Source organism: Secundilactobacillus odoratitofui DSM 19909 = JCM 15043, assembly GCF_001434895.1.
In the GTDB taxonomy this organism is placed as follows: domain Bacteria; phylum Bacillota; class Bacilli; order Lactobacillales; family Lactobacillaceae; genus Secundilactobacillus; species Secundilactobacillus odoratitofui.
The window spans coordinates 302,971-329,755 of sequence record NZ_AZEE01000030.1; the positions used below are offsets into that span (position 1 = coordinate 302,971).

22 protein-coding genes are annotated in these 26,785 nt (G+C 45.2%); 18 read left to right on the forward strand and 4 right to left on the reverse strand.

The features are described from left to right. Positions 1 to 27 precede the first annotated feature (27 nt). A complete protein-coding gene (locus FD04_RS11685) occupies positions 28 to 912 on the forward strand; it encodes a 3-hydroxyacyl-CoA dehydrogenase (RefSeq protein ID WP_056948954.1) in 885 nt (294 codons plus the stop codon). 156 nt (positions 913 to 1,068) lie between these two features. Here the strand turns inward: FD04_RS11685 and nadC are convergent, their stop codons facing one another. The 3 genes from nadC to FD04_RS11700 all read right to left on the reverse strand — a co-directional run bounded on the left by nadC (position 1,069) and on the right by FD04_RS11700 (position 4,070). Next, positions 1,069 to 1,902, reverse strand: coding sequence for a carboxylating nicotinate-nucleotide diphosphorylase (nadC, locus tag FD04_RS11690; RefSeq protein WP_054701318.1), 834 nt, complete (start codon positions 1,900 to 1,902; stop codon positions 1,069 to 1,071). Further along, a complete protein-coding gene (locus FD04_RS11695) occupies positions 1,902 to 3,086 on the reverse strand; it encodes an MFS transporter (protein WP_054701320.1) in 1,185 nt (394 codons plus the stop codon). Before FD04_RS11695 ends, nadC begins: the two co-directional genes overlap by 1 nt. Before the next feature lie 201 nt (positions 3,087 to 3,287). Further along, on the reverse strand, positions 3,288 to 4,070 hold the full coding sequence (locus FD04_RS11700; protein ID WP_054701323.1) for an NUDIX domain-containing protein: 783 nt from the start codon (positions 4,068 to 4,070) through the stop codon (positions 3,288 to 3,290). A gap of 279 nt (positions 4,071 to 4,349) precedes the next feature. On the opposite strand from FD04_RS11700, the gene FD04_RS11705 reads away from it, so the two are divergent. Further along, positions 4,350 to 4,934, forward strand: coding sequence for an ECF transporter S component (locus FD04_RS11705; RefSeq protein WP_056948956.1), 585 nt, complete (start codon positions 4,350 to 4,352; stop codon positions 4,932 to 4,934). Between the two features lie 90 nt (positions 4,935 to 5,024). Further along, positions 5,025 to 6,077 carry a D-alanine--D-alanine ligase family protein gene (locus tag FD04_RS11710; RefSeq protein ID WP_056948958.1) on the forward strand — a complete coding sequence of 351 codons (1,053 nt, stop codon included), beginning with the start codon at positions 5,025 to 5,027 and terminating at the stop codon, positions 6,075 to 6,077. Positions 6,078 to 6,173: 96 nt separating this feature from the next. On the opposite strand, the gene FD04_RS11715 is transcribed toward FD04_RS11710, so the two are convergent. Further along, a complete protein-coding gene (locus FD04_RS11715; RefSeq protein ID WP_054701325.1) occupies positions 6,174 to 6,407 on the reverse strand; it encodes a DUF2187 domain-containing protein in 234 nt (77 codons plus the stop codon). A 287-nt stretch (positions 6,408 to 6,694) separates the two neighbouring features. On the opposite strand from FD04_RS11715, the gene FD04_RS11720 reads away from it, so the two are divergent. The 15 genes from FD04_RS11720 (at position 6,695) to FD04_RS11790 (ending at position 26,741) form a co-directional block, all read left to right on the forward strand. Then, positions 6,695 to 8,155, forward strand: a complete 1,461-nt coding sequence (locus tag FD04_RS11720; protein WP_054701327.1) for a cytochrome ubiquinol oxidase subunit I — start codon at positions 6,695 to 6,697, stop codon at positions 8,153 to 8,155. Then, positions 8,148 to 9,155, forward strand: a complete 1,008-nt coding sequence (gene cydB / locus FD04_RS11725; protein WP_054701330.1) for a cytochrome d ubiquinol oxidase subunit II — start codon at positions 8,148 to 8,150, stop codon at positions 9,153 to 9,155. The genes FD04_RS11720 and cydB overlap by 8 nt, the downstream gene beginning before the upstream one ends. A 311-nt stretch (positions 9,156 to 9,466) precedes the next feature. Then, entirely contained in the window at positions 9,467 to 11,203 is a 1,737-nt protein-coding gene (gene cydD, locus FD04_RS11730) for a thiol reductant ABC exporter subunit CydD (protein ID WP_056948960.1), read from the forward strand. Further along, the gene (gene cydC / locus FD04_RS11735; RefSeq protein ID WP_056948961.1) at positions 11,190 to 12,929 is read left to right on the forward strand and encodes a thiol reductant ABC exporter subunit CydC; all 1,740 of its coding nucleotides are present in this window, start codon (positions 11,190 to 11,192) and stop codon (positions 12,927 to 12,929) included. Before cydD ends, cydC begins: the two co-directional genes overlap by 14 nt. A gap of 238 nt (positions 12,930 to 13,167) precedes the next feature. Further along, the gene (locus FD04_RS11740) at positions 13,168 to 14,079 is read left to right on the forward strand and encodes a 1,4-dihydroxy-2-naphthoate polyprenyltransferase (protein ID WP_056948963.1); all 912 of its coding nucleotides are present in this window, start codon (positions 13,168 to 13,170) and stop codon (positions 14,077 to 14,079) included. A gap of 96 nt (positions 14,080 to 14,175) precedes the next feature. Next, complete coding sequence (locus tag FD04_RS11745; RefSeq protein ID WP_056948965.1) at positions 14,176 to 14,760, forward strand: xanthine phosphoribosyltransferase; 585 nt, start codon at positions 14,176 to 14,178, stop codon at positions 14,758 to 14,760. Between the two features lie 18 nt (positions 14,761 to 14,778). Continuing rightward, positions 14,779 to 15,318, forward strand: coding sequence for a DUF2179 domain-containing protein (locus FD04_RS11750; RefSeq protein WP_054701332.1), 540 nt, complete (start codon positions 14,779 to 14,781; stop codon positions 15,316 to 15,318). Between the two features lie 109 nt (positions 15,319 to 15,427). After that, a complete protein-coding gene (locus FD04_RS11755; protein ID WP_054701334.1) occupies positions 15,428 to 16,582 on the forward strand; it encodes an ATP-grasp domain-containing protein in 1,155 nt (384 codons plus the stop codon). A 323-nt stretch (positions 16,583 to 16,905) separates the two neighbouring features. After that, positions 16,906 to 19,158, forward strand: coding sequence for a DNA helicase PcrA (gene pcrA / locus FD04_RS11760; RefSeq protein WP_056948967.1), 2,253 nt, complete (start codon positions 16,906 to 16,908; stop codon positions 19,156 to 19,158). 12 nt (positions 19,159 to 19,170) lie between these two features. Then, entirely contained in the window at positions 19,171 to 21,213 is a 2,043-nt protein-coding gene (gene ligA / locus FD04_RS11765; protein WP_056948969.1) for an NAD-dependent DNA ligase LigA, read from the forward strand. Then, a complete protein-coding gene (locus FD04_RS11770) occupies positions 21,213 to 22,352 on the forward strand; it encodes a CamS family sex pheromone protein (protein WP_056948971.1) in 1,140 nt (379 codons plus the stop codon). Before ligA ends, FD04_RS11770 begins: the two co-directional genes overlap by 1 nt. A gap of 132 nt (positions 22,353 to 22,484) precedes the next feature. Next, positions 22,485 to 22,793 (forward strand): Asp-tRNA(Asn)/Glu-tRNA(Gln) amidotransferase subunit GatC, encoded by a 309-nt coding sequence (gene gatC, locus FD04_RS11775; RefSeq protein ID WP_054701336.1) that lies wholly within the window; start codon positions 22,485 to 22,487, stop codon positions 22,791 to 22,793. Positions 22,794 to 22,799: 6 nt separating this feature from the next. Further along, the gene (gatA, locus tag FD04_RS11780; RefSeq protein ID WP_054701338.1) at positions 22,800 to 24,269 is read left to right on the forward strand and encodes an Asp-tRNA(Asn)/Glu-tRNA(Gln) amidotransferase subunit GatA; all 1,470 of its coding nucleotides are present in this window, start codon (positions 22,800 to 22,802) and stop codon (positions 24,267 to 24,269) included. Beyond that, positions 24,269 to 25,690: an Asp-tRNA(Asn)/Glu-tRNA(Gln) amidotransferase subunit GatB gene (gene gatB, locus FD04_RS11785; protein ID WP_056948973.1), complete on the forward strand. Its 1,422-nt coding sequence runs from the start codon at positions 24,269 to 24,271 to the stop codon at positions 25,688 to 25,690. Before gatA ends, gatB begins: the two co-directional genes overlap by 1 nt. A gap of 31 nt (positions 25,691 to 25,721) precedes the next feature. Next, the gene (locus FD04_RS11790) at positions 25,722 to 26,741 is read left to right on the forward strand and encodes a diacylglycerol kinase (RefSeq protein WP_056948975.1); all 1,020 of its coding nucleotides are present in this window, start codon (positions 25,722 to 25,724) and stop codon (positions 26,739 to 26,741) included. The last annotated feature ends 44 nt before the right edge of the window (positions 26,742 to 26,785 follow it).

Sequence of the window (26,785 nt, forward strand, 5' to 3'; positions counted from 1 at the left end):
TCCAATTGCAGATAAAGGAATGATTGGATGTTAGAACAAGTCACAGTAGCAGGCGGCGGTACCTTAGGCAGTCAAATTGCCTTTCAATCGGCTTTTTTTGGCAAACAAGTGATCGTCTATGATATTAGCGAAGACGCAATCGAGAAAGCCCGTCAACGGTTAGCCAACCTGGATCAAAATTATCGACGCGACATGCAAGCAACGCCAGCTCAGCTGGTTGAAACGCACCAGCGCATTCAGCTGACCACGGTACCCGAACAAGCTTTTAGTCACCGCGATTTGATCATCGAGGCGGTGCCGGAAGTACCAACGATTAAGATCAATTTATACAAGCAAGTGGCGACGCTTCGTGCCACCAATAGTATTTTAGCGTCAAATTCATCGACGTTTTTGCCTTCCCAGTTTGCGGATGAGACCGGGGCCCCGGCTCAGTTTGCTAACTTACACTTTGCCAATTCAATTTGGCAACATAACACGGCGGAAATTATGGGTCACGCGGGTACCTCGGTGGATACGATCCATCAACTCACTGAGTTCGCAAAATCTATTCAAATGGTACCAATCGTATTGAAAAAGGAGCAGCCCGGCTACGTCCTGAATACGATGTTGACCCCATTCTTGGAGAACGCTGCTTATTTATGGGGCGCTGGAATTGTCGATGCGCCAACGGTTGATCAGACTTGGATGATTGGGACCGGCGCACCCGAGGGTCCTTTTGGCATCATCGATAAAGTCGGCTTAAGAACCTTTTACAGTATTGAATCACAACGAAAGGGCAATGATCCTGAGTATCAGCCTATTTTAGAGCAACTTAAGGCCATGATTGATCGCGATGCTCTCGGTGTAGAAACTGGTCACGGTTTTTATGATTATCCCGATCCAGCCTATGAGCGACCAGACTTTTTGGTTTAAAGGAAAACCTGGTCATCCAACCTGTGAGTAGCGCAATAATCGCATTTTGGCGTAACCGTCATCACCCACTCGATAGACAACATAAAAGTCGTTGCAGATTTCGTTAATGAAGATCCGCAACGGCTTTGGTGTATTCAAAAAATTATTAAAACTGGACTACCCAACTAAATTAAACGAAATATCCAGCGCGTCAACACTATGCGTCAGGTAACCGAGTGAAATGAAATCGACGCCGGTTTGAGCATAAGCAGCTAAGTTGGCTAGGGTAATGCCACCAGACGCTTCAGTTTTAATCTCAGCTGGAATCTGTTGGCACCAATCTTGCATTACGGCAGGTGATTGATTGTCAATCAAAATCATGTCAACTTGGCTGGCAATGGCGGTTGCTAATTGGGCTGGTGTCGCCACTTCGACTTCGATAATCTTGGTTGGCCCAATTATTTGACGTAAACGCTGGACCGCAGTACTTAAGTCACCAATCAACGGCCAGTGATTATCCTTGATCATGACCGCGTCATACAAGCCCATCCGGTGATTAATGCCGCCACCACACGTGACAGCGTATTTGTCGAAAGGTCGTAATCCCGGCGCAGTTTTCCGGGTATCCATGATACCAACCTCAGCGTTGCCAAGCGTTAAAACGGCCTGTTGCGTCGCCGTGGCGATACCACTCATGCGTTGTAGTAGGTTTAAAATGACGCGTTCGCCAGCTAATAGATCTTGCGCATTGCCGGTAACCCGGCCAATCGTCGTGCCAGCTACAACTTGATCACCATCAGCAACGAGTGGCGTATAATTAGCGCGGTCACCAAGTAGCTGATACACGTCACCGGGAATGTTAATGCCACTGATTACGCCAGCCTGTTTAGCTGTAAAATTACCGGCAACGGAGCAGTGAGGCAGAATGGGCACGGCTAAATCACCGGCGCCGACGTCCTCGTCGATATAGCGTTGTAATTCATGCATCAATTCGTAGTGTGGTAGTGGCATCAGGCAGCCTCCTTGGGACTTAAGGCTTGCTCGCGGACCCCGAAGACTAAGACGATCACGCCAACAATGAGTAACGCAATGAAGACACCCCAGATACTGGTGACTGAGAAGTTAAATTGCAGTAATAAACCCACTAAGTAGGGGCCAATTGTGGCGCCAATTCGGCCAATCGACTGTGCCATGCCCATCCCGGTGCCCCGAATGGCTTGTGGAAACTGGCTGGGCGTCAGCGCAATCAAGGTACCCCAGGCCCCTAAGTCAAAGAATGACAGCCAAGCGCCACTCATTAGAATCGTGGTATTCGTGTTAGCGATGCTGAAAGCGAGCGCACTCAAAATGGTACCAATCAAGTAAATCGTCAAAACGGTTTTGCGTTGCAGTTTGCCCATCAGATAGGCGGCTAAATAATAGCCCGGCAACTGCGCCAAACTGATCAACAATGTAAAACTGAAGCTTGTGACGATTGGAAAGCCGCGTAGCAGCAAAACGCTTGGCAACCACAAAAACATCCCGTAATAAGTGAGCATGACAATAAACCACAGTGCGCTGAGTAGAATCGATTGTCGACGGTACTGCGGCTGAAACAACGTGCGGTAGCTAGATTGCTTTACTTTTTGGGTTTGACGCGGTTCATCGTTGGGTAGGTGTCGGCGCATCATCAGCGCGTACAGGGCCGTGATTCCCGTTGCCAAAACGGTCCAACGCCAACCAATTACCGGCATGACCATGAACGCCAGAATTGAAGCAATGATCCAACCAATCGCCCAAAAACTATCAGCTAACACCAACATGCGTGATTGTTGCGTACTTTTGTAACGGTCGGCAATTAAGGTAGCCGCGACGGGTAATTCACCACCAAGACCAATCCCGGTTAGAAAACGGGTCGCAATAAACCAGGTGACGTTAGGGGTGAAACTGAGTAAGACGTTTCCCAGTGAAAATAGGATCAGGGTGTAAATCAAGACGTGCTTGCGGCCAAACCGATCTGCGAGATAGCCGCAAATTAAGGCACCAAACACCATTCCAACCGAAGTAGCAGCGCTAACCAACCCCAGTTGCAGTGGGGTTAGTGACCATTCGGTTTTCAAAAAGGTCATGATGAATGACAGCATAGCCACGTCCATCGCGTCAAAAAGCCAGGCGGTACCAACAATACCAAGTAGTTTATATTGCTTGAGCTGCATGATACAAAATCCTCCCTTTAGTTAAAAAATAAAGAACGTTTGAAATAATAGCTAATAAAAGTTAAAAACACTTTTATGATTAGTTATCAATATAGGAGAAAACATTGCTTTAGTCAAGTAATTGGCATTATCGATCAATTGACTAAGCAGAACAAAAAAAGTCCACCAATCATGGATTTGATTGGTGGACTAAGTGACACGTTATTTGGCGTCAACGGGGTGTTCCGATAGCTTAAGATATGTTAACCGAAATACTTTGGCTGGTCGACCGGGGTGTTTACTGCTTGAAGTACCAACCATTTCGATTACGTGACGGTGATTTTTTTTGAAGTTAGAGTTATCGATGTCTTCAAGTTTAATCTGTTGGAAAGTCGCAAAAATCATTCTGGCTTCTTTGAGTGTGAACGTCGGACCGAGAATCAGTAAAATATTTGGTTGGTAGTCAAGCTTGTTGCGTATCCGATCACAGGCAATTTTTAGGATCCAGTCATGATCTAAGGCCAGATAATGCTTGGGTTTAGCCTTACGTTTCGCTAACTTTTGGTAGTAGTTAAACTGGCTGGTTTCACTCGTCGGCGTGAAAGTAAGTTTACCATTGGTGAAACAGAACTGGTTCTTGGTTGACTGCAGGCTAAACCAGCGTGCGTCCGTGGCACCATAACCAGCGGTGAGTGCAGGCATCTCCGGTAAAAAGGTCATGTAGGCTAGCGAAAGTGTTCGCTGTTCAGGTGTTCGTTTTGGGTTGGTAAACGTTGCCAGTTGTTCGGTGTGAAAACTCGCGAGTTTTAAGCCGATTTTTTCTCGGACTAATCGTAAAGCGGCTTGATCAGCACCTTCCTGGGATCGCATGATGGTTTCTGGCAACGCCCAGTAATCAGCGAAGGGGGCATCCGCCCGCCGAACCAGTAGCAAGTTGACAAGCTTAGTATCCCGGTCAAAACTCCAGATAATATTCGTAATGTTAATAGTAGGTTGCTGCGACATGGCCAGGTCCTTTCGGTATATCTTGATTACTATCCATTTTACTTGAGTTTACTTAAAAATACAGTTATTTGAGGAAGTTTTCGATTTTGGGGACTGAAAATCAGTGCGGTGACACGCTCAACTTTCAGCATCTGCGGGACGTGATGATGTCTATCTGCGAAGTTAATGAACGAAGGCCAATTTCACAAAGCAAAGGTGCGATAAAGTAGTTTCTTAGCGCTTGATTTTGTTAAGCTTGTGATATAATATCTGAGAATTGAATGAAGAGGAGGCTACATTATCGAATCTCGAGGTCGGGCCTATCGTGTTACTATTTTAGCCCTGTTTATTGCCATTGTTTTTATTCAAAGTATGGTGCCGTTTTTAGGGTATATTCCTGTCGGCCCGTTTAGTATTGTGATTATTCAAGTGACCGTTGTGATTGCCGCCATCTTGCTTGGCCCAAAGGGGGGCACCTGGGTCGGCTTGACGTGGGGCCTGATTAACTGGGTCCGCGCCTTTGTTTGGCCAACCAGTCCGTTAGCCCTTTATGTATTTGTTAACCCGCTTGTCTCAGTTTTACCACGGCTACTAGTGGGCCTAATCAGTGGTTGGCTATTTCAAAAAATGGTTGCTAAGCGCGACCCCAAAGTTTGGCAGATGTCGGTTGCCGGGGTGGTTGGTTCCGTTGTGAATACAGTTCTCGTATTAGGGTTCATTGCTGGTATGTACTATATTGGCTGGTTACCACTGAATAAGTTGAACGTGACCGATTTAATGCCTTGGTTACTTGGTATCATGGCCACCAACGGGATACCAGAAGCCATTATGTCTGGCGTCCTCGTTCCATTGATTGCAAAACCACTTTTACGGTTCGTTAAATGATAATTTAATTAGACAAGGCCTAGGGTGGTAGCATCGCCGTTTTATTTCTGATAGACTAAAGGTTCAAGAAAGAAGCGGAGGAAAAATAATATGAAGATTGTGGTATTAGCGGGTGGCCGCTCTACTGAACGCAACGTGTCCCTGTCTTCTAGCGCAAAGGTAGCCAACGCATTGCGGCGTAAAGGTTACGAAGTTGCTTTAGTTGACCTGTTTTTAGGGTTACCAGATGCAACCGATAGTCAGTTAAACGCATTATTCACCAGCGAAGAACAAGCTATTGATCTCAACATTAGTGACGAGATTATGACGGATGATGTGATTAACGCACTTCGGCCAGATGGTTCCACCCAGTTATTTGGTCCTAATGTTTTGAAGATTGCCGGTTTGGCTGACATCGTATGGATCGGTCTGCACGGTGGCGACGGCGAAAACGGTAAGGTCCAAGCTGTGCTTGACCTGAATAACATTGCCTATACGGGTAGTGGACCATTAGCTTCTGGCATCACCATGGATAAGAGCGTTTCTAAACAAATTATGCTCTATAACGGCATTCAAACCGCGCGATTCATTAACTTGAATCGAGCCGATGCTGCTAACGTGACCTTGCCATTTGAATTTCCAGTGGTCATCAAACCGGCTAATGGTGGTTCTAGTGTCGGCATGTACATTTCGAAGGATGAAGCCAGCTTTAAGGCTGACTTGGCCGCTGCTTTTGAATTTGATGATGACGTGGTGATCGAAGAATACATCAAAGGACGCGAGTTCTCGATGGCCGTGGTCAACGGTCGAGCACTTTCTGCCATTGAGATCATCGTGAATGATGGTTGGTATGACTTTGAGCACAAGTTTGTTTCTGGCAATACAACTCAGTTCGTCACACCGCCAGATATTCCGGAAGCGGTCCACGATGAGATGAAGCAGATTGCGTTGAAGACGTTTAAGGCGCTTGGCTTAAGCAATTACGGTCGAATTGATTTCTTTTGGAATGATAACGGACTGTATGTCATTGAAGGTAACTCCTTACCAGGGATGACGCCATTATCGCTGATGCCACAAGAAGCCGAAGCGGATGGTATCTCATACGAAGACTTATGCGATTCAATCGTGCAGGGTCAAGTTAAACAACTAGGGTTAAGCATTTAATAATGAATAAAACAAAAATCACCGTTCATCTCAATTCGAGAATGAACGGTGATTTTTAGTTAAACTACAGTGTACGGATCACTCGTACCGGTGGGTTTAGTCTTGTTGATCGTCATCTTCAGCAGGTACTTCAGGTTCTGGCGCCGCTTTGATCAAGGTCAACTTTTTCTTGTTGATGACAACGCGATCATGGTACTTGTCCACGATCTCTGCATCGTCACTCTTAAAAGTAATCATAAATGAATTTTGGTATGCTTTATCGATAAAACCGGTAAAGTCTTGACCTTCTAATTTGAAGCTAACTTCATCGCCAATTTTCAATGCACTCATCTCCCAAATTAAACATTAGTATAAATTACTTGATTTTGAACCGTTTGTCAACGAAATTACGTTTAAAATCCGAATAATGGGTCAATTTAAAAGAAAATTGCATTTTTATGACTTTTTGTAAGGGTTTACTATTGAAGATTCACTTATCAGCCGATATAATAAAGGTTGTAACATAGGAATTTTTCTAAAGAGCAGTTAGTCAGTTTTGTTAGCAGCTCAAGCTAGGCTTGTGTGATTACTTGTGAAGATAATAACGAGTCTAGTCCACTATTGTTAGGGGGGGTATCATGTTAAGTGCTGGTTTAACAGTATTAGGTTTATCACGTTTCCAGTTTGCCATGACGACGGTCTTTCATTTCTTCTTCGTGCCATTTTCAATCGGTTTAGCATTCGTTGTCGCTGTTATGGAAACCATGTACGTGATTAAAAAAGACGAGACTTACAAGAAGATGAGCCAATTTTGGGGCAAAATCTTCCTGTACAGTTTCGCAGTTGGTGTTGTGACAGGGATTATCCAAGAATTCCAATTCGGGATGAACTGGTCAGAATACTCACGGTTTATGGGTGATATCTTCGGGGCACCATTGGCCATCGAAGCGTTGGCAGCCTTCTTTATGGAGTCAACCTTCATTGGACTATGGATGTTTACCTGGGATCGCTTTAAGCCAGGCATTCACGCACTATTCATTTGGTTAGTTGCGTTTGGTTCATGTCTGTCTGCTGTTTGGATTTTGGCAGCCAATAGTTTCATGCAAAATCCAGTTGGGTTTGCCATCAATACCCATACGGGGCGGGTTGTGATGACTGACTTTGGCGCGGTGGTTTCTAATCCACAACTTTGGATGGAATTCCCACACGTTATTATGGGTGCATGGATTACCGCATCCTTTGTGATTGTGGGATCATCTGCATGGCGTCTATTGAAGAAGGATCACGTCGAGTTCTACCGTAAATCACTCAACGTGGCCTTAGTGATTGGTTTAATTGCCAGTCTTGGTTCAATTGCTTCCGGTGACGTGCAATCTCGTTTCTTGATCAAGAATCAACCAATGAAGTTTGCCGCAATGGAAGGGCTGTATAAAAACTCGACCGATAAAGGGAATTGGGCGGTTTACAGCAGTTTTGATACGAAGCAGCACAAGACCACTTCATCATTGGAAGTCCCTTACGTGCTTAACATCTTGAGTTATCACAAGTTATCAGGGACAATCAAAGGTCAAAACGCCGTTAACAAAGAACTTCATGCTACTTACGATAAGAAGTTCGGCAAGGATATGAACTACTATGTCCCAGTTAAGACGTTGTTCTGGAGCTTCAGAATCATGGCCGTATCTGGCGGATTATTCGCGCTGGTCGCAATCATTGGTCTGTTCTTTAACCGGAAGAAGTCGCAGATGATCATGCGACAACGTTGGTTCCTCTACATTCTTGGTTTGATGCTTTGGCTACCATTTATCGTTAACACGGCTGGTTGGTTCGTAACAGAATTCGGTCGTTATCCATGGGTTGTTTATGGTCTGTTAACCATTGCCGATGCCGTTTCACCAACTTCAACTGTTGCGTCATTGCTCTTTACTAACATTGTTTACTTCGCCTTGTTTGCTGGTCTTGGTTTAGTGATGATCATTTTGTCACACCGAGTATTAAAGGCTGGACCAGATTCAGTTGAAGCAAATGGTTATGCGGTAGAAGATCAAGACGGTCAAATTGAAGACCCTTATGGAACGGAGGCGTTTGACCATGACTAATTTGCAATTTCTGTGGTTCTTACTGATTGGTGTGTTATTTAGTGGCTTCTTCTTCCTTGAAGGCTTTGACTTCGGGATTGGGATGGCCGTTCGGTTCTTTGGTAAAAATACCGCTGAGCGTGATACGATTATCAAGACAATTGGCCCGCACTGGGATGGTAATGAAGTTTGGCTGATCACAGCTGGTGGGGCAATGTTTGCCTCGTTCCCAATGTGGTATGCCTCACTGTTTTCTGGTTACTATCTGATTTTATTCCTGATTTTAGTCAGTTTGATTTTCCGTGGCGTTTCATTTGAGTTCCGCGCTAATATGCAGACGGATACTTGGCGTCATTTCTGGGAATGGGCCGCTACCTTGGGTAGTTTCTGCGCCGCCTTCTTGTTTGGTATGATGTTTACCAGCATGATCGAAGGGGTGCCAATGGACGCGCAGGGTAACATCTTTGGTTCATTTACCACCTACGTTAACTGGTTCTCACTAGTTGGCGGTGTGGCAGTGACCTTGATGTGCTTTATTCACGGCCTCAACTTCTTGCAGCTCAAGACTTTGGGCAGCTTACGTGACCGTGCTCAAGCTTGGAACAAGATTTTGTATCCAGTTTTAATTGTCGGCGAAGTTTTGTTTGTGGTCTTGTTATACATCACCACTGACTTCTTTGCTAAGAAGGCCGCTTCAACGTGGACGATTCTCATTGTGTTAGTCTTACTCACCTTGATTGCATGGTGGGGTGTTTCAAAGACCCACAATTGGACGGCATTCATTGCCAGTGGTCTCTCACTGATCAGCATCGTGGTCCTGATTTTCAACGGGTTATTCCCACGGGTCATGATTGCCACGAACAGTGCCCACTCAATTTTGATTAAAGACGCTTCAAGTTCACCTTATACGTTGCACTTGATGACGATTATTGCCTTTTCAATTTTACCAATTGTGCTCGTTTACTTTATTTGGAGCTACTGGGTCTTCTACAAGCGACTCAAGAGTCCCAAAGCAGCTTAACGCTTAATTTAAATATTGTGTGAACTCGGTTTGGACTGGTGCGACCATTAATCTTTGACATGGCGGCCAGTCAAGTAAGAGGACCATTCGGATGTTGCATTCGTCAATATCTAGATGGTTCTCTTCCTTTATGAACACCGAGATCAACTAAATTCTTGAATGATGAGCCCTGATTGAGCTCTGCCACGTGGCAAGGCTCAGTTGGGGCTCATCATGGTTAAACTGTATTTGACACAATTGATTAATACTGGTGAGCTTGTCTTGTTAATGCTAAACTGGAAGCGATCACAAAAAACATAGGGGGGAGCAACTTGATAGATAAGCGTTTATTCAAATTTCCCGGCATCACACCGCGCGTTATTTTAATTGCCATCTTGATGGTGATTCAAGCCATAATGATTATTATTCAAGCACGGGCATTAGCGATTGCCGTGGTAAATTTGTGGGAACTCAAGGCCTTGTCAACCATTGTCGTGCCGACAACCGTATTCGCCGTGAGTTTTCTAGCACGACACTTTATTACGGTGATTCAAAACCGGGTTTTCTACCCGTTTGTCGAACAGACTTCAGGCAAAATGCGAGAGCAGTTGATGGCCAAACTATTCCGGTTAGGGCCGAGCGTGGTTGAAAAAAACGGGACCGGTAACATGGTCACCATGGCATTGGAGGGAATCGATAAGGTTCAGACCTATCTGATGCTGATCATTATTAAAATTATGGATATGGGCATCACACCCTGGTTGATTTTAATTTACATTGCCTTCATGCAGTGGAAGGAAGCGCTCTTTTTACTGGTGATCTACCCAGTGATTATTTTATTTATGATTATTTTGGGCTTAGCTGCCCAAAGTAAGGCGGATACCCAGTATGAGGGTTATCAGCGACTGTCCAATAACTTTGTGGATACGTTACGTGGCCTTGGTACCCTGAAACAGTTAGGGTTGTCAAAACGGTATGCTGGTAACGTCTATCAGGTCAGTGAGGACTATCGGAAGCAAACCATGTCGGTCCTACGAATTGCGATGACATCGACCTTTGCATTGGACTTTTTTACGACGCTGTCAGTCGCCGTGGTCGCGGTTTTTCTTGGCTTTGATTTGATGGACGGCAAAATTTTGCTGTTACCTGCGTTGACGATTCTAACGTTGGCACCAGACTACTTTTTGCCGGTCCGAAATTTTGCCAGTGACTACCACGCAACGTTGAATGGTAAAAACGCGTTACAAGCTGTTTTAGACGTGTTGGAATTGCCTGAAATGACGGACCGCGAACAGATAAGTGAACTGGATTGGCAACCTGATTCACAGTTACAGTTGAATAACGTTTCGATGACGTATGATGGCGCCGATGCGGCCACTTTAAAGCACATTTCGTTTGGGGTGAAAGGTTACCAAAAAATTGGCATTATTGGGGCATCTGGTTCTGGTAAATCCACGTTGATTAACTTGATTGGTGGTTTTTTAAGTCCGGATCAAAGTGATGCCATTCAATTGAACGGTCAAACGCTGCCACACTTGAGCCAAACTGGTTGGCAACACAATTCCATTTATATTCCGCAGTCACCATACCTATTCCATGCTAGCTTGCGTGAAAACATCAGTTTCTACCAACCAGATGCCAGTCAAGCCGACATCTTGAACGCTTGTGACAAGGCTGGGTTAACGGACTGGCTTGCCACGTTACCGGATGGATTGGCTACCATGATTGGTGAAGGTTCCCGTGGTGTCAGTGGTGGACAAGCGCAACGAATTGCGTTAGCGCGGGCCTTTCTCGACGAAAAGCGCCACGTTTTGTTATTTGATGAACCGACCGCGCACTTGGATATCGAAACTGAGGCGGCACTCAAAGAAGACATTTTGCCATTATTGGATAACCGCTTAGTCTTCTTCGCCACTCACCGACTGCACTGGATCAATCAAATGGATTACGTGTTAGTCATGGACCACGGTGAGCTAGTTGAACAGGGGACGCCTGAGCAACTTGCAGCCCACAATGGGCCTTACACCAAGTTACGTGCAGAAATGGGGGGATTACATGCACTCAGTTAAACAAACCTTTGCGCACGATACCTGGGTGATGCCCTACTTACGCAAATACAAGTGGTTATTGGTGTTAGTTTTATTCCTTGGTATGATGACCTTTCTGTCTGCAGCTGCACTGATGTTTAACTCTGGTTACCTGATCAGTGAAGCAGCGAGAAGACCTGATTCAATTATTTATATTTACGTACCAGTCGTTTTAGCACGAGGCTTTGGGATTGCGCGACCAGTTTTCAGATACGCTGAACGTTTGACCTCGCATAATTGGGTCTTGCGAATCGTGTCAGATTTTAGACGAAAGCTTTATCAAGCTGTTGAATCCAAAGCTTCGGCAATCAAACAAACTCATCAAACCGGTGACATTTTAAGCATTTTAGCCGACGATATCGATCACATCGAAAACTTATATCTACGAACGGTTTTCCCAATTGTGATTGGGTGGTTACTCTACGCCTTTATCATTATTGGCGTGGGTGTTATGAGTTGGCCGGTTGGCTTATTGATGGCATTGTTATTAGGCGTGATCGTGATTGTCATGCCACTCCTATCAGTTGCAGTTAACGGCGCACGTGAGTTCAAGCAAAAACAGATTCAGTCGCACTTCTATACGAATTTGACCGACGAAGTGTTGGGCCTGACTGATTGGGTTATTTCTGGTCGGTATACGGACTTTATGGCGCTTCAAAAAGCCCCCATTGATGACATTGCAACGTTACGCCGCGAGGATCATCACTTTCAATGGTGGCGGGGTTTTGCCGTTCAAGTCTTCTTCTTAGCAGCTGTGTTAACGCTGTTGATTTGGTCAGGAGCGACGTTTACGGGTAGCAAGGGCATGGCAAACTGGATTGCTGCCTTTGCGTTAGCCTTGTTCCCAATTGTGGAACCCTTCCTTGAAATTAGCCAGGGGGCCAGTGAATGGCCAGTGTATCAACAATCAATCGAACGGGTCAACGACTTGTCTAACGATGAACCAACCTTACCTCGTCAGCATGAGCTAACTGCACCCGTTCAACAGTTAAAAGTCGACCACGTTGATTTTAAGTACGCGGCGGATGACAAGCAGATTTTAACCGATCTGTCGCTCACCATTAACCGAGGTGAAAAACTCGCGTTATTAGGACCAAGTGGGACTGGTAAGAGTACCTTATTAAAGTTGTTGCTTGGTGATCAGACGCCGACTAAGGGTACAGTGTCGATTGATGGCACATCCGTGAGTTTATTGCAGGATCAGCGCGCACAACTATTTGGTGTGCTCGATCAGCGCCCTTATTTGTTTGACACAACCGTTATGAACAATGTGCGGTTAGGTAATCTCAACGCCACGGATGAACAGGTAAAGGCCGCCATTGCCGCGGTTGAATTGCAGCCGCTGATTGAATCGTTGACGGACGGTTATGATACCGTCGTACAAGAATCGGGTACCCGTTTTTCGGGTGGTGAGCGTCAACGGTTATCACTGGCGCGAATTTTACTTCAAGATGCACCAATCATTATCTTGGACGAACCGACCGTCAGCCTTGATCCAATCACGGAACGGCAATTGCTAGATACGGTCTTTGACGTTCTCAAGGACAAGACGATCATCTGGGTCACGCATCATTTGGCTGGTATTGAACACGTTGACCAAGTCCGCTTCCTTGAAAATGGTGTCTTCGACATGCAGGGCACCCCACAGGCCTTGTATCGTGATGAGCCACGGTTCAGAAAGCTTTACGCATTAGATGCTGGGCGCTAGAGTTAGTGATTAAGCATTTATGTCTCCAAATAAAGTGACGTGAAAGTGGGCCAGTGAGGCAAACTTCTACGCCACTTTATTTTGACTAGTCGGGCTGTCAATGATTACAGGTAGGGTGATTGTCTTGCGTGTGGTCGTTGGTTGCTATAAACTTGATGGAGCGCATCATGCCGTTTTTTAAGCTCGTCATAACCTTGACGGGTTAGGGTTTAAAGTGTCAAAAAGTTGGAGGTAAGTTATGTCAGTCAAAGTGTTTTTAGAGCTGGTGGAGGCGAAGGCCAAAATTGCATCGGTCTGGCCCTTTTTCATGGGCCTGTTTTTCGCCTACTACGTTTACGGTCAGGTGAATTGGCCGTTAGCCATCACGTTTTTTGTGGCCATGCTACTGTTTAATATGTCAGTTGATGCTCACGATAACTATGAGGATTATCAGGGGGCAACGGAAGCGGCTGCTGAATGGAAGCAAAAGACCAACATCATTGGTGTGCACAACCTGTCATTAAAGTTAATTCGTAACTTGATCCTGGTCATGGCCGGCAGTGCCACTATTTTAGGAATCTTAATGGTGATTGAGACCGGCTGGCCGTTACTTGTTATGGGCGTTTTCTGTTTCTTGGTGGGGTACTTTTATGCCGCCGGTCCGTTACCAATTTCCCAAACCCCATTTGGTGAGGTCTTTTCAGGACTGACAATGGGATTTGTGATCACATTGATTTCGGTTTATATCAACACATTTCCAGTTGAAGCAATCACTTGGTCACTATTTTGGCGCGTACTGCTTGCATCGGGCATTGCAGTTTTTGCCATCAGCAACATTATGTTAGCCAATAACCTGTGTGACGCGGATGAAGACCGGACCTTAAATCGTAAAACCATCGTTTATTACTTTGGTAAGCCAGTCATGATCAAAGTCTTTGCTTTTAACGTGGTTGCCGGCTACCTCTGCCTGATTGCGAGTGTCTTCCTAAACTTATTACCATACACAAGCTTATTAGTTCTCTTCAGCGCGCCAATCGTGTATCGTAATACTAGAGCCTTTATGGCAAAACAGGTTAAAAAAGAGACCTTCAAGTTTGCAGTTCAAAATGCCCTGGTTGAAGCATTATTTTGCATTGTTTTAATCGGCATTGGGACAATTTTCAACTGGTAATCGTGAGTTACCATTGAAAAACGGGTTTTATATCGGGTAAACTAATGATAAGACAATTTGTCAAAGAACTGGACCTAAATTAGGAGGAACTTATCAATGAAGTTACTTGAAGATCGAATTAAGCGTGATGGGACTGTCTTACCTGGTGAAGTGTTAAAGGTAGATAATTTTTTAAACCATCAAGTCGATCCACAATTGATGTATGAATTGGGTGGCGAATTTAAGCGGTTATTCGCAGATGCTGGAGTGACACGCATCCTAACCGTTGAATCTTCAGGTATTGCTCCGGCCGTGATGGCAGGATTACAAATGAACGTCCCCGTGGTCTTTGCACGGAAACATCGTTCGTTGACACTAACTGATAACTTGTATACCGCACGGGTTTATTCGTATACCAAGCAGGTCAACAACGATATTAGTATTGATAAGCGATTCATCGATCCAGATGATAAAATCCTAATTATTGATGACTTTTTAGCAAACGGTCAAGCGGTGGAAGGTATGTTAGAAATTGCCAAGGCTGCTAACGTTGAAGTGGCTGGTGTTGGTGTCGTGATTGAAAAACGCTTCCAAAAAGGTCACCAGTTAGTATTAGATCAAGGCATTCACCTTGAAGCGTTGGCTAGTGTCACGTCGTTTGATGATAATCAGGTTCATTTTGCGGAGGACGACGCCGACTAGTGATCGGAGGGATGACGGTTGCACATTGAAGTTGGAACACTCATTCTGATATTTGTGGTTAACTTTGTTTATATCACGTTGAACACCATCAGGTTTATGCTGACGATGAAGGGTTACCGTAACTTGGCGCCACTGTTAAGCATGGTCGAAATTACGGTGTACGTCGTCGGTTTGTCGTTAGTTTTAAATCGACTTGATAACGTTTTAAACATCATTGCATACGCGCTCGGCTACGGCGTTGGTGTCCGGGTTGGTATCTGGGTGGAAGATAAACTTGCGTTAGGCTACATTATGGCCACCGTGATCCTGCCAGATACGACCAGTCAGCTGCCGACGTTACTACGGTCTAACGGCTTTGGCGTGACGCAAAGCGAAGCGCAAGGTCTTGAGGGTACTCGGTTAGTCTTAGATATTTTGACACCCCGCAACCAGGAGCGCCGGTTATATGCAATCGTGAATGAGGTCGCACCTAAAGCGTTCATCATTACGTACGAACCAAAATATATATCTGGTGGTTTTTGGGTGAAACGCGTCCGTCGTCGATTTCGGCAACCATAAGAACTAAATTAATTCTAAAGATTGCCGATATACCTAGAACTAGGTATTTTGATAGTTATAATAAAATAACAGATTAGCAGTTTATTGAAAAAGAAGGTAGTGAACAAATTTGGACAATCAGGTTTTATATCCAGGCGGCACCATTGGCGTAATCGGTGATAGCACCGATGGCCCAATGATTGTATCAGCTGCTCGTCAAGCAGGCTTTAAGGTCGGTGCATACGGCTCAGATGAAACAAGTGAGATGTTACAACTGGCAGACTTTAAGATTGTTGGCGAACTTTCGGATCGTGAGCGCTTGAGTGATTTTGCGGAGCGGTGTGACCTTGTTACTTACGATTCGCAACATCTAAGTCCAGATGTATTGACCGCAATTGCTGAGAAAACAGCTTTACCGCAAGGTAGCGATTTTCAGATGATGATGCAAGACCGGCTATTGGAACGCGCGTTTTACGAACAACTAAACGTCAATATTCCACCATACGCTACAATCGTAAGCTTGGATGACGTCTATCAGTCAATTAATTCTATCGGCTATCCCAGTGTCTTAAAACCGATTCAAAAGGACCTCGTGCACGGTGAGGAACTCACGATTCGAACACAGACCGATATTGCGAAAGCTGCTGGGTTGATGGACTGGGGGACTTACATCCTTGAATCGACGGTTGATTATTCCCGTGAATTAGCAGTGACAGTTGCAAGAAATGCCAGTGGTGAATCACGGTTATTCCCCGCTGTGGAACTTAAACGTCAAAATGGCCAGTTAACTTGGGCTTATTTGCCAGCTACGTTAGATGATGACGTGCAAGGTGAGCTAGACCGAATTTGTCACGAAATCGTGGCAAATGTGTCTTACGTCGGGGTTTTTGAAGTTGATTTCATGCTCAATGACAACGGCTCTATTTACGTGAAGCAGATCATTCCAACCTTCGGTGAAGCCGGTCGAATCTTTGACCGCGCGACAACTGTTAGCCAATTTGAGCAACACATTCGTGCGATTGCTGGCATGCCGCTAAGCGATGTTCAAATTCTCAAACCGACTGTGATGGCGGCCTTTACGCACCAACAGGCCAACGCCATTAAAACCCAGTGGACTTTGAAGCCTAACTGGCACTTCTCGTTTTACCGTCATGGGCATCAAGATATTGACAATCAGCAACTAGCTGGTCATATTTTGGTGCAAGGTGATGAGCTCAGTAAAGTCTTAGAACAATTAGAAGATACCGAAATTTGGACCCCCAAATCAGAAACTGAATCAGAGTAATCGCATCACTAACCGCTTGTGGTTAGTTTGAGGCCCAGCTTGACCGATGGTTGTCGGACGAGCTGGGCCTCTCCTGTGACTTATCAAAAATGTGGTGGGTTGATGAAAAAGGCGTGAGGATTTTTAGGAACGTATGTTCAAATTGCCGACTATCCTGTATGATTTTAATTGGTTAACAGATAGAATCTGACTTGCGTAATTGGGTCATTTAAGCGACAATTTGATAGTGTGATTTTTGGAACTGATGGGGTAAAATTATAGGGACGAATCCCAATAACAAGTGGGTAGCGACTACCCGATAAATAAGAGAGGATTGGATATACGTGGCTGAATCAGCATTATTAGCAAAACTCAATAAGGAACAACGAGAGGCGGTCGAACATACCGAGGGGCCACTTTTGATTATGGCCGGCGCCGGTAGTGGTAAGACCCGGGTTTTAACGCACCGAATTGCCTATTTAATTGAAAAAGGTGTAATGCCTTGGCACGTTTTGGCCATTACTTTTACCAATAAAGCGGCTCGAGAGATGCGAGAACGAATTGTGAAGCTGCTTGGCCCGGAAGGTAATGATGTTTGGGCTTCCACTTTCCACGCCCTTTGTGTTCGGATTTTGCGGCGCCACGCTGAAAAACTCGGGTACAATCAAGCGTTCACGATTGCCGACACGAGCGATCAGCGAACGTTAATGAAACGAGTTTTATCAGAACTCAACATCGACTCTAAAAAATTCGATCCACGAAGTATTTTGGGGACGATCTCAAACGCTAAGAATGAACTTAAAACACCTGCCCAATACGCCCAAGAAGTTGGTAACCCCTTCGAAGAGGTAACCGCCAAGGCGTATGACCGTTATCAAAACGCGTTGCAGCAAAACCAAGCCATGGACTTTGATGATTTGATCATGCTGACGATTCAGCTGTTTAAGCAAAACGCCGATGTCTTGGCTGAATACCAACGCAAGTTCCAGTACATTCACGTTGATGAATATCAAGATACCAACGACGCCCAGTACACGTTGGTTAATTTATTAGCTAAAGAACACCATAATTTATGTGTTGTAGGTGATTCTGACCAAAGTATTTACGGCTGGCGTGGTGCTAACATTGAAAATATCATGAACTTCGAAAAAGATTATCCAGATGCGCACGTGACCATGCTAGAGCAAAACTACCGGTCAACCAAAACCATTTTGGACGCCGCTAATGAAGTGATTCAAAATAACGAGTACCGTAAAGACAAAAACCTGTGGACGCAAAATGACCAGGGTGACCAGATCAGCTATTATCGTGGTCAAAGTGAAAACGATGAAGCTCGATTTGTGGTTGCTCAAATCCAGCAACTGATGCATGAACAACAGTACCACTATGGTGATTTTGCCATTCTGTATCGGACTAATGCCCAGTCACGGGTAATGGAAGAAACGCTGGTTAAAGCCAACGTGCCTTATACGATCGTTGGTGGGCATAAGTTCTACGATCGTAAAGAAATCAAGGATCTATTGGCCTACTTAACCTTGGTTGCTAATGATTCTGATACGATTAGTTTGGAACGGGTCATTAATGAACCCAAGCGTGGCATTGGTTCAGGCTCAATTGAAAAATTACGGCTATTTGCCCAGGAGAACGGGTGGTCTGAATTAGAGGCTGCCATGAACGTTGACGTTGCCAACCAAATTACAAGTCGGGCGCGTGGTGCAATCAGTGGGTTTGCGATGACTATTCAAAAATTACAAGCGATGGCCAGCACCAGTACTGTAACTGAGTTAACTGAACAGATTCTTGATACCACTGGTTACAAGGCCGCTTTGCAAGCCTCACGTAACCTAGAGTCCGAAACCCGACTGGAAAACATCGAAGAATTCTTGTCCGTTACCAAGAAGTTTGATGATGGCTTTGATCCTGAAAATAGCGAATCAGGAGACCGCATCGTTGATTTCTTAGCTGACTTAGCGTTGGTCTCGGATCAAGATGACGTGGCTGAAGAGCCGGCGCAAGTAACTTTGATGACATTACATGCGGCAAAGGGCCTCGAGTTCCCGGTTGTCTTTTTAATTGGGATGGAAGAGGGAATTTTCCCACTCAGTCGTGCCGCTGCAGATAACGATGAACTTGAAGAGGAACGTCGCTTGGCGTACGTGGGTATCACCCGTGCTAAACAAAAGCTATTCATCACCAATGCGTTTTCACGGATGTTGTATGGCCGTAGCCAACGCAACCCACAGTCTCGATTTATCGAAGAGATTCAACCAGAATTATTGCACATGGAAAATCGAGTCGATCCAGGTCGCTCAGGTTCAGCGCCATTAAAAACACCGTTTGACCGTCGAACTGCTTCGGCAACTCAGCCAGCATACCGACAAAAGCGGTCGAGCAGTGCGGTTGCTAATACTGGAACGGGTGCTGATAAAAAAGCCTGGCAAACTGGCGACAAGGTTACCCATAAGAAGTGGGGAACTGGAACGGTCGTTAAAATTAATGGTACTGGTGAAGACATGGAATTAGACATTGCCTTTCCACAGGAGGGTGTAAAACGCCTGTTGGCCGCTTTTGCGCCAATTACCAAAGTTGAACAATAACGAGGTGGTAAGATGAGTGAATCATCCATAGATTCTTTAACCAAAGCGGAAGCGCAAACTCTGATTCAACAACTACGGCCCCAACTCAAAGCATGGGGTGAAGCTTACTATAGTAAGGACGCGCCTAAGGTTGAAGATGCAGTGTATGACCAAAAGTACGCCCAGCTGGTGGCAATCGAAGCTAAGTTTCCAGAGCTCGTGACGCCAGATTCACCGACTCAAAACGTCGGTGGGACCATTTCAACTGATTTTTCGAAGGTCAATCATGACATTCCCATGTTGTCACTGGGCGACGTGTTTTCAAAGGAAGAACTGGCTGATTTTGTTGAACATATTACGGAAAATGAAGCCAACACTTATAATTGTGAGCTCAAAATCGATGGCCTAGCAATCTCATTGCGCTATGAAGCGGGGGAGCTTGTTCAAGGTTCCACTCGTGGCAATGGTCAGATTGGTGAAGATATCACGGCTAATTTAAAAACCATACCAAGCATTCCAACCAAGTTGACTCGGCCACTTACCATTGAAGTTCGTGGTGAGTGTTACATGCCAAAACAATCGTTCATCGAATTAAATGCTAAGCGGGATGCTGAAGGTAAACCAGTTTTTGCTAACCCCCGAAATGCCGCTGCAGGCAGTTTGCGGCAACTTGATACGGCGGTGACCAAGGAACGTAAATTAAGTACATTTATGTACAATGTGGCTGATTACGAACCACTTACAGCACGAACGCAAAGCGATATGTTGGTGGAACTTGCCGAGTTAGGATTTACCACCAATTCAAGTTTTGAAGTCGCCCATAATATGGCCGAAATTGACGACTACGTTGACCGATATACTGGTCAACGCGACGACTTAGCTTATGGTATCGATGGTATCGTGGTTAAGGTCAATTCGCTACCAGTACAGCGAGCAATGGGTGCGACTGTCAAGGTGCCACGGTGGGCGATTGCCTATAAGTTCCCACCAGAAGAAGCTGAGACGGTGGTTCGCGAAATTGAATGGACCGTGGGCCGTACGGGTGTCGTCACCCCAACTGCCATTATGGATCCGGTTCAATTAGCAGGTACCACGGTTGCCCGGGCTTCACTACACAATCCAGATTACCTCATTGACAAGGATATTCGGTTAGGTGATACGGTGATGTTGCACAAGGCCGGCGATATTATTCCCGAAATTTCGAATGTCGTCGCTTCTAAGCGGCCAGTCGACAGCGAGGCCTACCCAATTCCAACGCAGTGCCCATCATGTGGCGCAACCCTAGTTCACCTAGATGATGAGGTAGCGCTACGTTGTATCAATCCACGGTGTCCAGCACAACTCGCTGAACAAATGACCCACTTTGCTTCGCGAAATGCGATGAACATCGATGGACTTGGCCCACGCATCATTACTCAGTTATTTGACCACCACTTTGTTTCTGATGTTGCCGATTTATACGGATTAACTTTTGAACAGTTGGTGACTTTGGACAAATTTGGTGAAAAATCCGCTAATAATTTATTAAATGCACTTGATAACAGTCGCAATAATTCACTAGAACGGTTACTATTTGGTTTAGGGATTCGTCACGTCGGTAATAAGGCGGCCCGGTTAATTGCAGCTCAGTTTCAGACCATGTCAGCAGTGATGGCGGCCAGTCAAACTGAAATTGCGGCCATTGATTCGGTTGGCGATACCATTGCTGATAGTTTGGTGACCTATTTTAGCAATGATGGCGCCAAGCAGCTGATCACTGAATTAGCAGAGCGGGGTGTTAACATGACCTATACCTCTGGCAGTGCAGCTGCACCAGCTGATGGTTTCTTTAATGGCAAGCGTGTGGTTTTGACGGGTAAGCTCACAACGATGACTCGCCAAGACGCAACGGAGTGGTTGCTAGCACAAGGCGCAGCCGTTACGGGCAGTGTTTCAAAAAAGACTGACCTCGTGATTGCGGGAACTGATGCTGGTAGTAAGTTAACGAAGGCCCAGCAGCTAGAAATTCCAGTTTGGGATGAAGCCCGTTTTGCAACTGAAATGACGAACCGAACTGAAGATGGAGGAAATGCGTAATGAGACGATTTAAAGCACTGTTTGTAGTGGCAGTGTGTGGCCTATTTTTAAGTGCTTGTGGTAATTTGGGTAGTTCCAGTGGAACGTCAAGTACAACGACGTCAAAAGGCACTCAGTTAACTGGACAGGCAGCTTCTGGTGATTACCAAAGTGTGATTAAGAATGGTCGTTATGTCACGAGTAAGGCACGCGGTGTCAATGTGTCACAAAACGATAACCAATATAATCTAAAGAGCTTCGAAAGTGGCTTACTGACGGTTTCCAAGAAGGTTTACTCACCAAGTAAGTACGTTTTTGAAGAGGGACAGTATTTGACCACCAATACGGTTCAAAATTGGCTGGGACGCAAATCGAAGTCCAACCCGACCGGTTTAAATCCAGTGAATAATGGTAAAACTGGTGCCAACACCCGGAACCCAATTTACCTACAACAGATGGAAGAACAAGATTACATGAAGGAAAATGGTAAAAAATTATCACTTTCTGGTATCACGATCGGTCTTGGCTTAAATTCCGTTGATTACTATGAAAAAACCAAATTTGGGGCAACTTATGAAACCCACATTAGTAACGCTGAAATTAAGCAACAGGGTGAAAAGATTGCCAACCAAGTTTTGGCCCGGTTACGGAAAAAAGCCGCTCTCAAGAACGTGCCAATCACGATTGCACTATACAAGCAAGCAGCAACTGACAGCTTAGTCGGTGGGAGCTTCTTCTCTTATTCAGTGAATAAGGCGGGGAGCACTTCAGTTGGTTCCTGGAAGGCAATCAGTGAGAAGAGTTACGTTTACCCGACGACGTCTTCAAGTGCCTCAGTTGGTAATTCAAACGACGAAAGTTCATTTGAAAACTTTAAAACTCAGATTCAAAACTACTTCCCGAACTTGAGTGGTGTGACCGCCCAAGCCCATTACACGGATAAGCAATTGTCCGGTATGAACGTTAATATCACCACTCAGTTCTATAGTGAAACGGAAATTATTAGTTTTACGCAGTACTTACAACAAGCCGCGCAAAAATACCTGCCTTCTGGTGCACCAATTGACATTACGGTGAAATCTTCCGAAGGGGTGCAGAGTTTCCTAAGTCGTGATACTGGCGATAAGAAGTTTACTTCGCACGTGTTTGATAGTTATTAACAACGTGATGTCAGGTCGCAATCAGCACTGATTTCTATTGAGAAATCGGTGCTTTTTATTAGCATAATGTGTTACTATATTTGATGTGTAACGTAATTTTTACGTAGAATACTTGTGAAAGAGGGAAACTTGATGGCAAGCCGAATTGACCAAGAACAAGTACAACACGTTGCCTCGTTAGCCAAATTAGATTTGAGCAGCGACCAACTGAAGTACTTTACGACTCAATTAGATGAGATTATTGGGTTATTTGAAACCTTAAGCGAAGTTGATACCACGGGCGTTGAACCAACGTCTAGTGTCAGCGACCAGATTAATGTGATGCGTGAAGACGTTGCTGATAACTGGGGTCAACGTGATGCCTTGCTGGCAAACGCACCTGAAGCCGAGAACGGCTATATTAAAGTACCTGCAATTATTGATGAAAGCGAGGGTGAGTAGACGCCGATGAACTACTTTCAAAAAGATCTAGCGTCGTTGCATGACGACTTAGTTGCAAAGAAGATCACTGTGACTGATTTGGTTAATGCAACTTATGACAACATCGATGCAACTGACCCGGAAGTAAACGCCTTTTTGAACTTGAATAAGGAAGCCGCTTTGAAAAAGGCAGCCGAACTTGATGAAAAGGGTATCGATCAAGATAACGTTTTAGCTGGGATTCCACTGGCAATTAAAGATAATATCGTTACGAATGGCTTAACGACGACAGCTGCTTCCAAGATGCTGGAGAACTTCGTACCAGTCTATGACGCAACCGTAATGACTCGTTTGAAGGCTAAGGACACGATCAACGTTGGTAAGACCAACATGGATGAATTTGCCATGGGTGGTTCAACTGAGAACTCAGCTTTTAAGGTGACTAAAAACGCTTGGAACCATGACTATGTTCCTGGTGGTTCATCAGGTGGTTCTGCAGCTGCTGTGGCTTCTGGTCAAGTCGTTGCTGCATTGGGTTCCGATACTGGTGGTTCAATTCGCCAACCCGCTTCATTTAACGGCATTGTCGGGATGAAGCCAACGTACGGCCGTGTTTCGCGTTGGGGTTTAATTGCCTTTGGTTCAAGTTTAGACGAAATTGGGCCAATGACTCGGACGGTTAAGGACAACGCCATCGTCTTATCAGCAATTGCTGGTCACGATGACCACGACTTAACCAGTTCAACCCACGAAGTACCTGACTTTGCTGCTGAATTGAACGAAAACACCAGCGTTAAGGGTATGACGATCGGGTTACCAAAGGAATTCCTTGGCGAAGGGGTCGATCCTGACGTTAAAGCTGCAATTTTAGCAGCTGCTGACAAGTATCGCGAACTTGGCGCAACGGTGGATGAAGTATCACTGCCTCACAACAAGTATGGCGTGGCTGCTTACTACATTATCGCCAGTTCAGAAGCTTCTTCTAACTTGCAACGATTTGATGGCATTCGCTATGGTCACCGTGCCAACGACGTGAAAAACTTGGAAGACGTTTACGTTAAGTCACGGACTGAAGGCTTTGGCGACGAAGTTAAGCGTCGAATCATGCTGGGGACGTTCTCATTGTCCGCTGGTTTTTACGATGCCTACTTTAAGAAGGCTGCCCAAGTTCGGACGTTGATTTTAAAGGACTTCCAGGCTGTTTTAAAGGATCACGATTTCATCATGGGACCAGTTGCACCAACCCCAGCCTTTAAGATTGGTGACGAGATCTCAAATCCAATGACCATGTACATGAATGATATCTTGACCATTCCGGTTAACCTGGCTGGTTTACCCGGGATGTCGATTCCAGCTGGTTTTTCAAACGGATTACCAATCGGCATGCAACTGATTGGTCGACCATTTGACGAAAGCACGCTTTACAAAGCTGGCTACGTCTTTGAACAAGCCACTGATTTTCATCAACAAACACCAACACAAGGGGGCACTCACTAATGAATTTTGTAACAACCATTGGTCTTGAAGTCCACGTTGAATTAAAAACAAATTCAAAGATTTTCAGTCCATCCCCCGTTGAATTTGGGGACGACCCTAACGCCAATACCAACGTGATTGACTGGGGTTACCCAGGGGTCTTACCATCCACCAACAAGGGTGTGGTTAAAAGCGGTATTATGGCTGCCTTAGCCTTACACGCTGAAGTCGAACCACACACTCATTTTGACCGGAAAAACTACTTCTATCCTGATAACCCAAAAGCCTACCAAATTTCACAATCTGATAAGCCATTGGCACATGACGGTTGGATCGAAATTGAAGTTGATGGTCAAAAGAAAAAAGTCGGCATTGCTGAGATGCATATTGAAGAAGATGCCGGTAAAAACACCCATGAGCGCGACTATTCATACGTCGATTTAAACCGACAAGGAACACCGTTGATTGAAATTGTGTCGAAGCCTGAGATTGCTTCACCAGACGAAGCCTACGCTTATCTTGAAGCACTTCGTCAACGCATTCAATTCACTGGTATTTCTGATGTGAAGATGGAAGAAGGTTCTATGCGTGTCGATGTCAACATTTCGATTCGGCCTGCTGGTCAAACCGAATACGGGACTAAGACTGAGTTAAAGAACTTGAACTCCTTTAACTACGTTCGTAAAGGATTAGCCTATGAAGAACAACGCCAACAACGCGTGTTGATGTCTGGCGGCGAAATTCAACAAGAGACCCGTCGCTTTGATGAAACTACTGGTCAAACCATTTTGATGCGGGTCAAGGAAGGCTCAGACGATTACCGTTACTTCCCAGAACCCGATCTACCAGCCTTAAACATTAGTGACGACTGGATCAATGAAATTGGCAGTGAAATGCCCGAGATGCCTGGTAAACGTCGTGAACGTTACGTCAACGAATTAGGCGTGACGGATTACGATGCTATGGTGTTGACGCAAACCAAGGAAATGTCAGACTTCTTCGATGAAACGGTTCGGTTAGGTGCAGATCCTAAGTCAGCAGCCAACTACCTTCAAGGTGACGTTAACGCCTTCTTGAACGAACAACACGCTGATTTGCAGGACACTGATTTAACACCGGCTAACCTAGCTGGCATGATCAACTTGATCACGGATGGCACCATCTCAACTAAGATGGCTAAAAAAGTCTTCAAGGCAATCACCCAAGGCAAGGAACCAAAAGCCTTCGTCGAAGAAAAAGGGTTGGTTCAATTATCCGATCCCGCTCAACTTCAACCAATCATTGATGGTGTGTTAGCTGACAATGAACAATCAGTTGAAGACTTTAACAACGGTAAAGATCGTGCGGTGGGCTTCTTAGTTGGTCAAATTATGAAGCAAACTCACGGGAAAGCTAATCCAAAAGTGGTTAACCAACTCTTAATGGCTTCACTGAAAAAGTAACCTTAGTTAGATTAAATTGGAGGAAACACTTATGCGTAAACGTGCGCGGGTGATTTATAATCCTTCTTCTGGTCGTGAGGCTTTGAAGAAGGATATGGTCGATATCTTAGGGGTCTTTGAACAAGCCGGTTACGAAACCAGTGCTTTTGCTACGACGCCGGCACCTAATTCTGCACGAGATGAGGCCGAACGTGCAGGCCGCGACGGGTTCGACTTGGTCGTTGCCGCTGGCGGTGATGGCACCATCAACGAAGTCGTTAATGGTTTAGCTGGTTTAAAAAAGCGACCGAAAATGGCAATTATACCGGCCGGCACAACCAACGATTACGCGCGGGCTCTGCGAATTCCTCGTGAAGATCCGTTAGCTGCTGCCAAAGTCGTCCTAAAAAATCAGACCATTAAAATGGACATCGGTCTGGCCGGCAAAAATTACTTTGTGAACATTGCTGGTGGCGGGCGATTAACTGAACTGACGTATGAGGTGCCATCTAACTTGAAAACCTTGTTTGGCTACCTTGCCTACTTGGTTAAAGGTGCAGAACTGTTGCCAAGAATTCGACCGTTTAAAATGGACTTAAAGTTTGACGGTGATGAATACGTTGGTGATGCCTCAATGTTCTTCTTGGCGCTGACTAATTCAGTTGGTGGCTTTGAACAGATTGTCCCCGATGCGTCATTAAACGATGGCATGTTCACGATGATTATCGTGAAGACCAGTAACTTGGCTGAAATCTTACATCTTTTGACCCTTGTGTTAAATGGTGGCCGCCACATTAATGATCCACGGATTATTTATCGTAAGGTGCGTAAGGTTGACGTGAAGTCACTCGACGACTCACGAATCATGATCAATCTAGATGGTGAGTATGGTGGCGATGCACCGATGAACTTCACTAACCTGAAGCAACATATTGAAACTTACGCTAATCTTGATGACATTCCAGATGCTGCCGTTGAAACGGAGGATCCTGAATTACTTGAGGCTGAGCGGAAGTTCTTGGCGGGTGTTCATGAGCTACCTGAGGACCAATCAAGCACACAATCTAAGTAACTAGTATGAATTTGGAAGGTTTTGCTGTATGATACATAAGGCAG

What these genes read in the sequence shown, in the direction of transcription:
- FD04_RS11685 (WP_056948954.1), top strand. Translation starts at nt 28, where the DNA reads ATGTTAGAACAAGTCACAGTAGCAGGCGGCGGTACCTTAGGCAGTCAA.
- nadC (WP_054701318.1), bottom strand. Translation starts at nt 1,902, where the DNA reads ATGCCACTACCACACTACGAATTGATGCATGAATTACAACGCTATATC.
- FD04_RS11695 (WP_054701320.1), bottom strand. Translation starts at nt 3,086, where the DNA reads ATGCAGCTCAAGCAATATAAACTACTTGGTATTGTTGGTACCGCCTGG.
- FD04_RS11700 (WP_054701323.1), bottom strand. Translation starts at nt 4,070, where the DNA reads ATGTCGCAGCAACCTACTATTAACATTACGAATATTATCTGGAGTTTT.
- FD04_RS11710 (WP_056948958.1), top strand. Translation starts at nt 5,025, where the DNA reads ATGAAGATTGTGGTATTAGCGGGTGGCCGCTCTACTGAACGCAACGTG.
- FD04_RS11715 (WP_054701325.1), bottom strand. Translation starts at nt 6,407, where the DNA reads ATGAGTGCATTGAAAATTGGCGATGAAGTTAGCTTCAAATTAGAAGGT.
- FD04_RS11720 (WP_054701327.1), top strand. Translation starts at nt 6,695, where the DNA reads ATGTTAAGTGCTGGTTTAACAGTATTAGGTTTATCACGTTTCCAGTTT.
- cydB (WP_054701330.1), top strand. Translation starts at nt 8,148, where the DNA reads ATGACTAATTTGCAATTTCTGTGGTTCTTACTGATTGGTGTGTTATTT.
- cydC (WP_056948961.1), top strand. Translation starts at nt 11,190, where the DNA reads ATGCACTCAGTTAAACAAACCTTTGCGCACGATACCTGGGTGATGCCC.
- FD04_RS11740 (WP_056948963.1), top strand. Translation starts at nt 13,168, where the DNA reads ATGTCAGTCAAAGTGTTTTTAGAGCTGGTGGAGGCGAAGGCCAAAATT.
- FD04_RS11745 (WP_056948965.1), top strand. Translation starts at nt 14,176, where the DNA reads ATGAAGTTACTTGAAGATCGAATTAAGCGTGATGGGACTGTCTTACCT.
- ligA (WP_056948969.1), top strand. Translation starts at nt 19,171, where the DNA reads ATGAGTGAATCATCCATAGATTCTTTAACCAAAGCGGAAGCGCAAACT.
- FD04_RS11770 (WP_056948971.1), top strand. Translation starts at nt 21,213, where the DNA reads ATGAGACGATTTAAAGCACTGTTTGTAGTGGCAGTGTGTGGCCTATTT.
- gatC (WP_054701336.1), top strand. Translation starts at nt 22,485, where the DNA reads ATGGCAAGCCGAATTGACCAAGAACAAGTACAACACGTTGCCTCGTTA.
- gatA (WP_054701338.1), top strand. Translation starts at nt 22,800, where the DNA reads ATGAACTACTTTCAAAAAGATCTAGCGTCGTTGCATGACGACTTAGTT.
- gatB (WP_056948973.1), top strand. Translation starts at nt 24,269, where the DNA reads ATGAATTTTGTAACAACCATTGGTCTTGAAGTCCACGTTGAATTAAAA.
- FD04_RS11790 (WP_056948975.1), top strand. Translation starts at nt 25,722, where the DNA reads ATGCGTAAACGTGCGCGGGTGATTTATAATCCTTCTTCTGGTCGTGAG.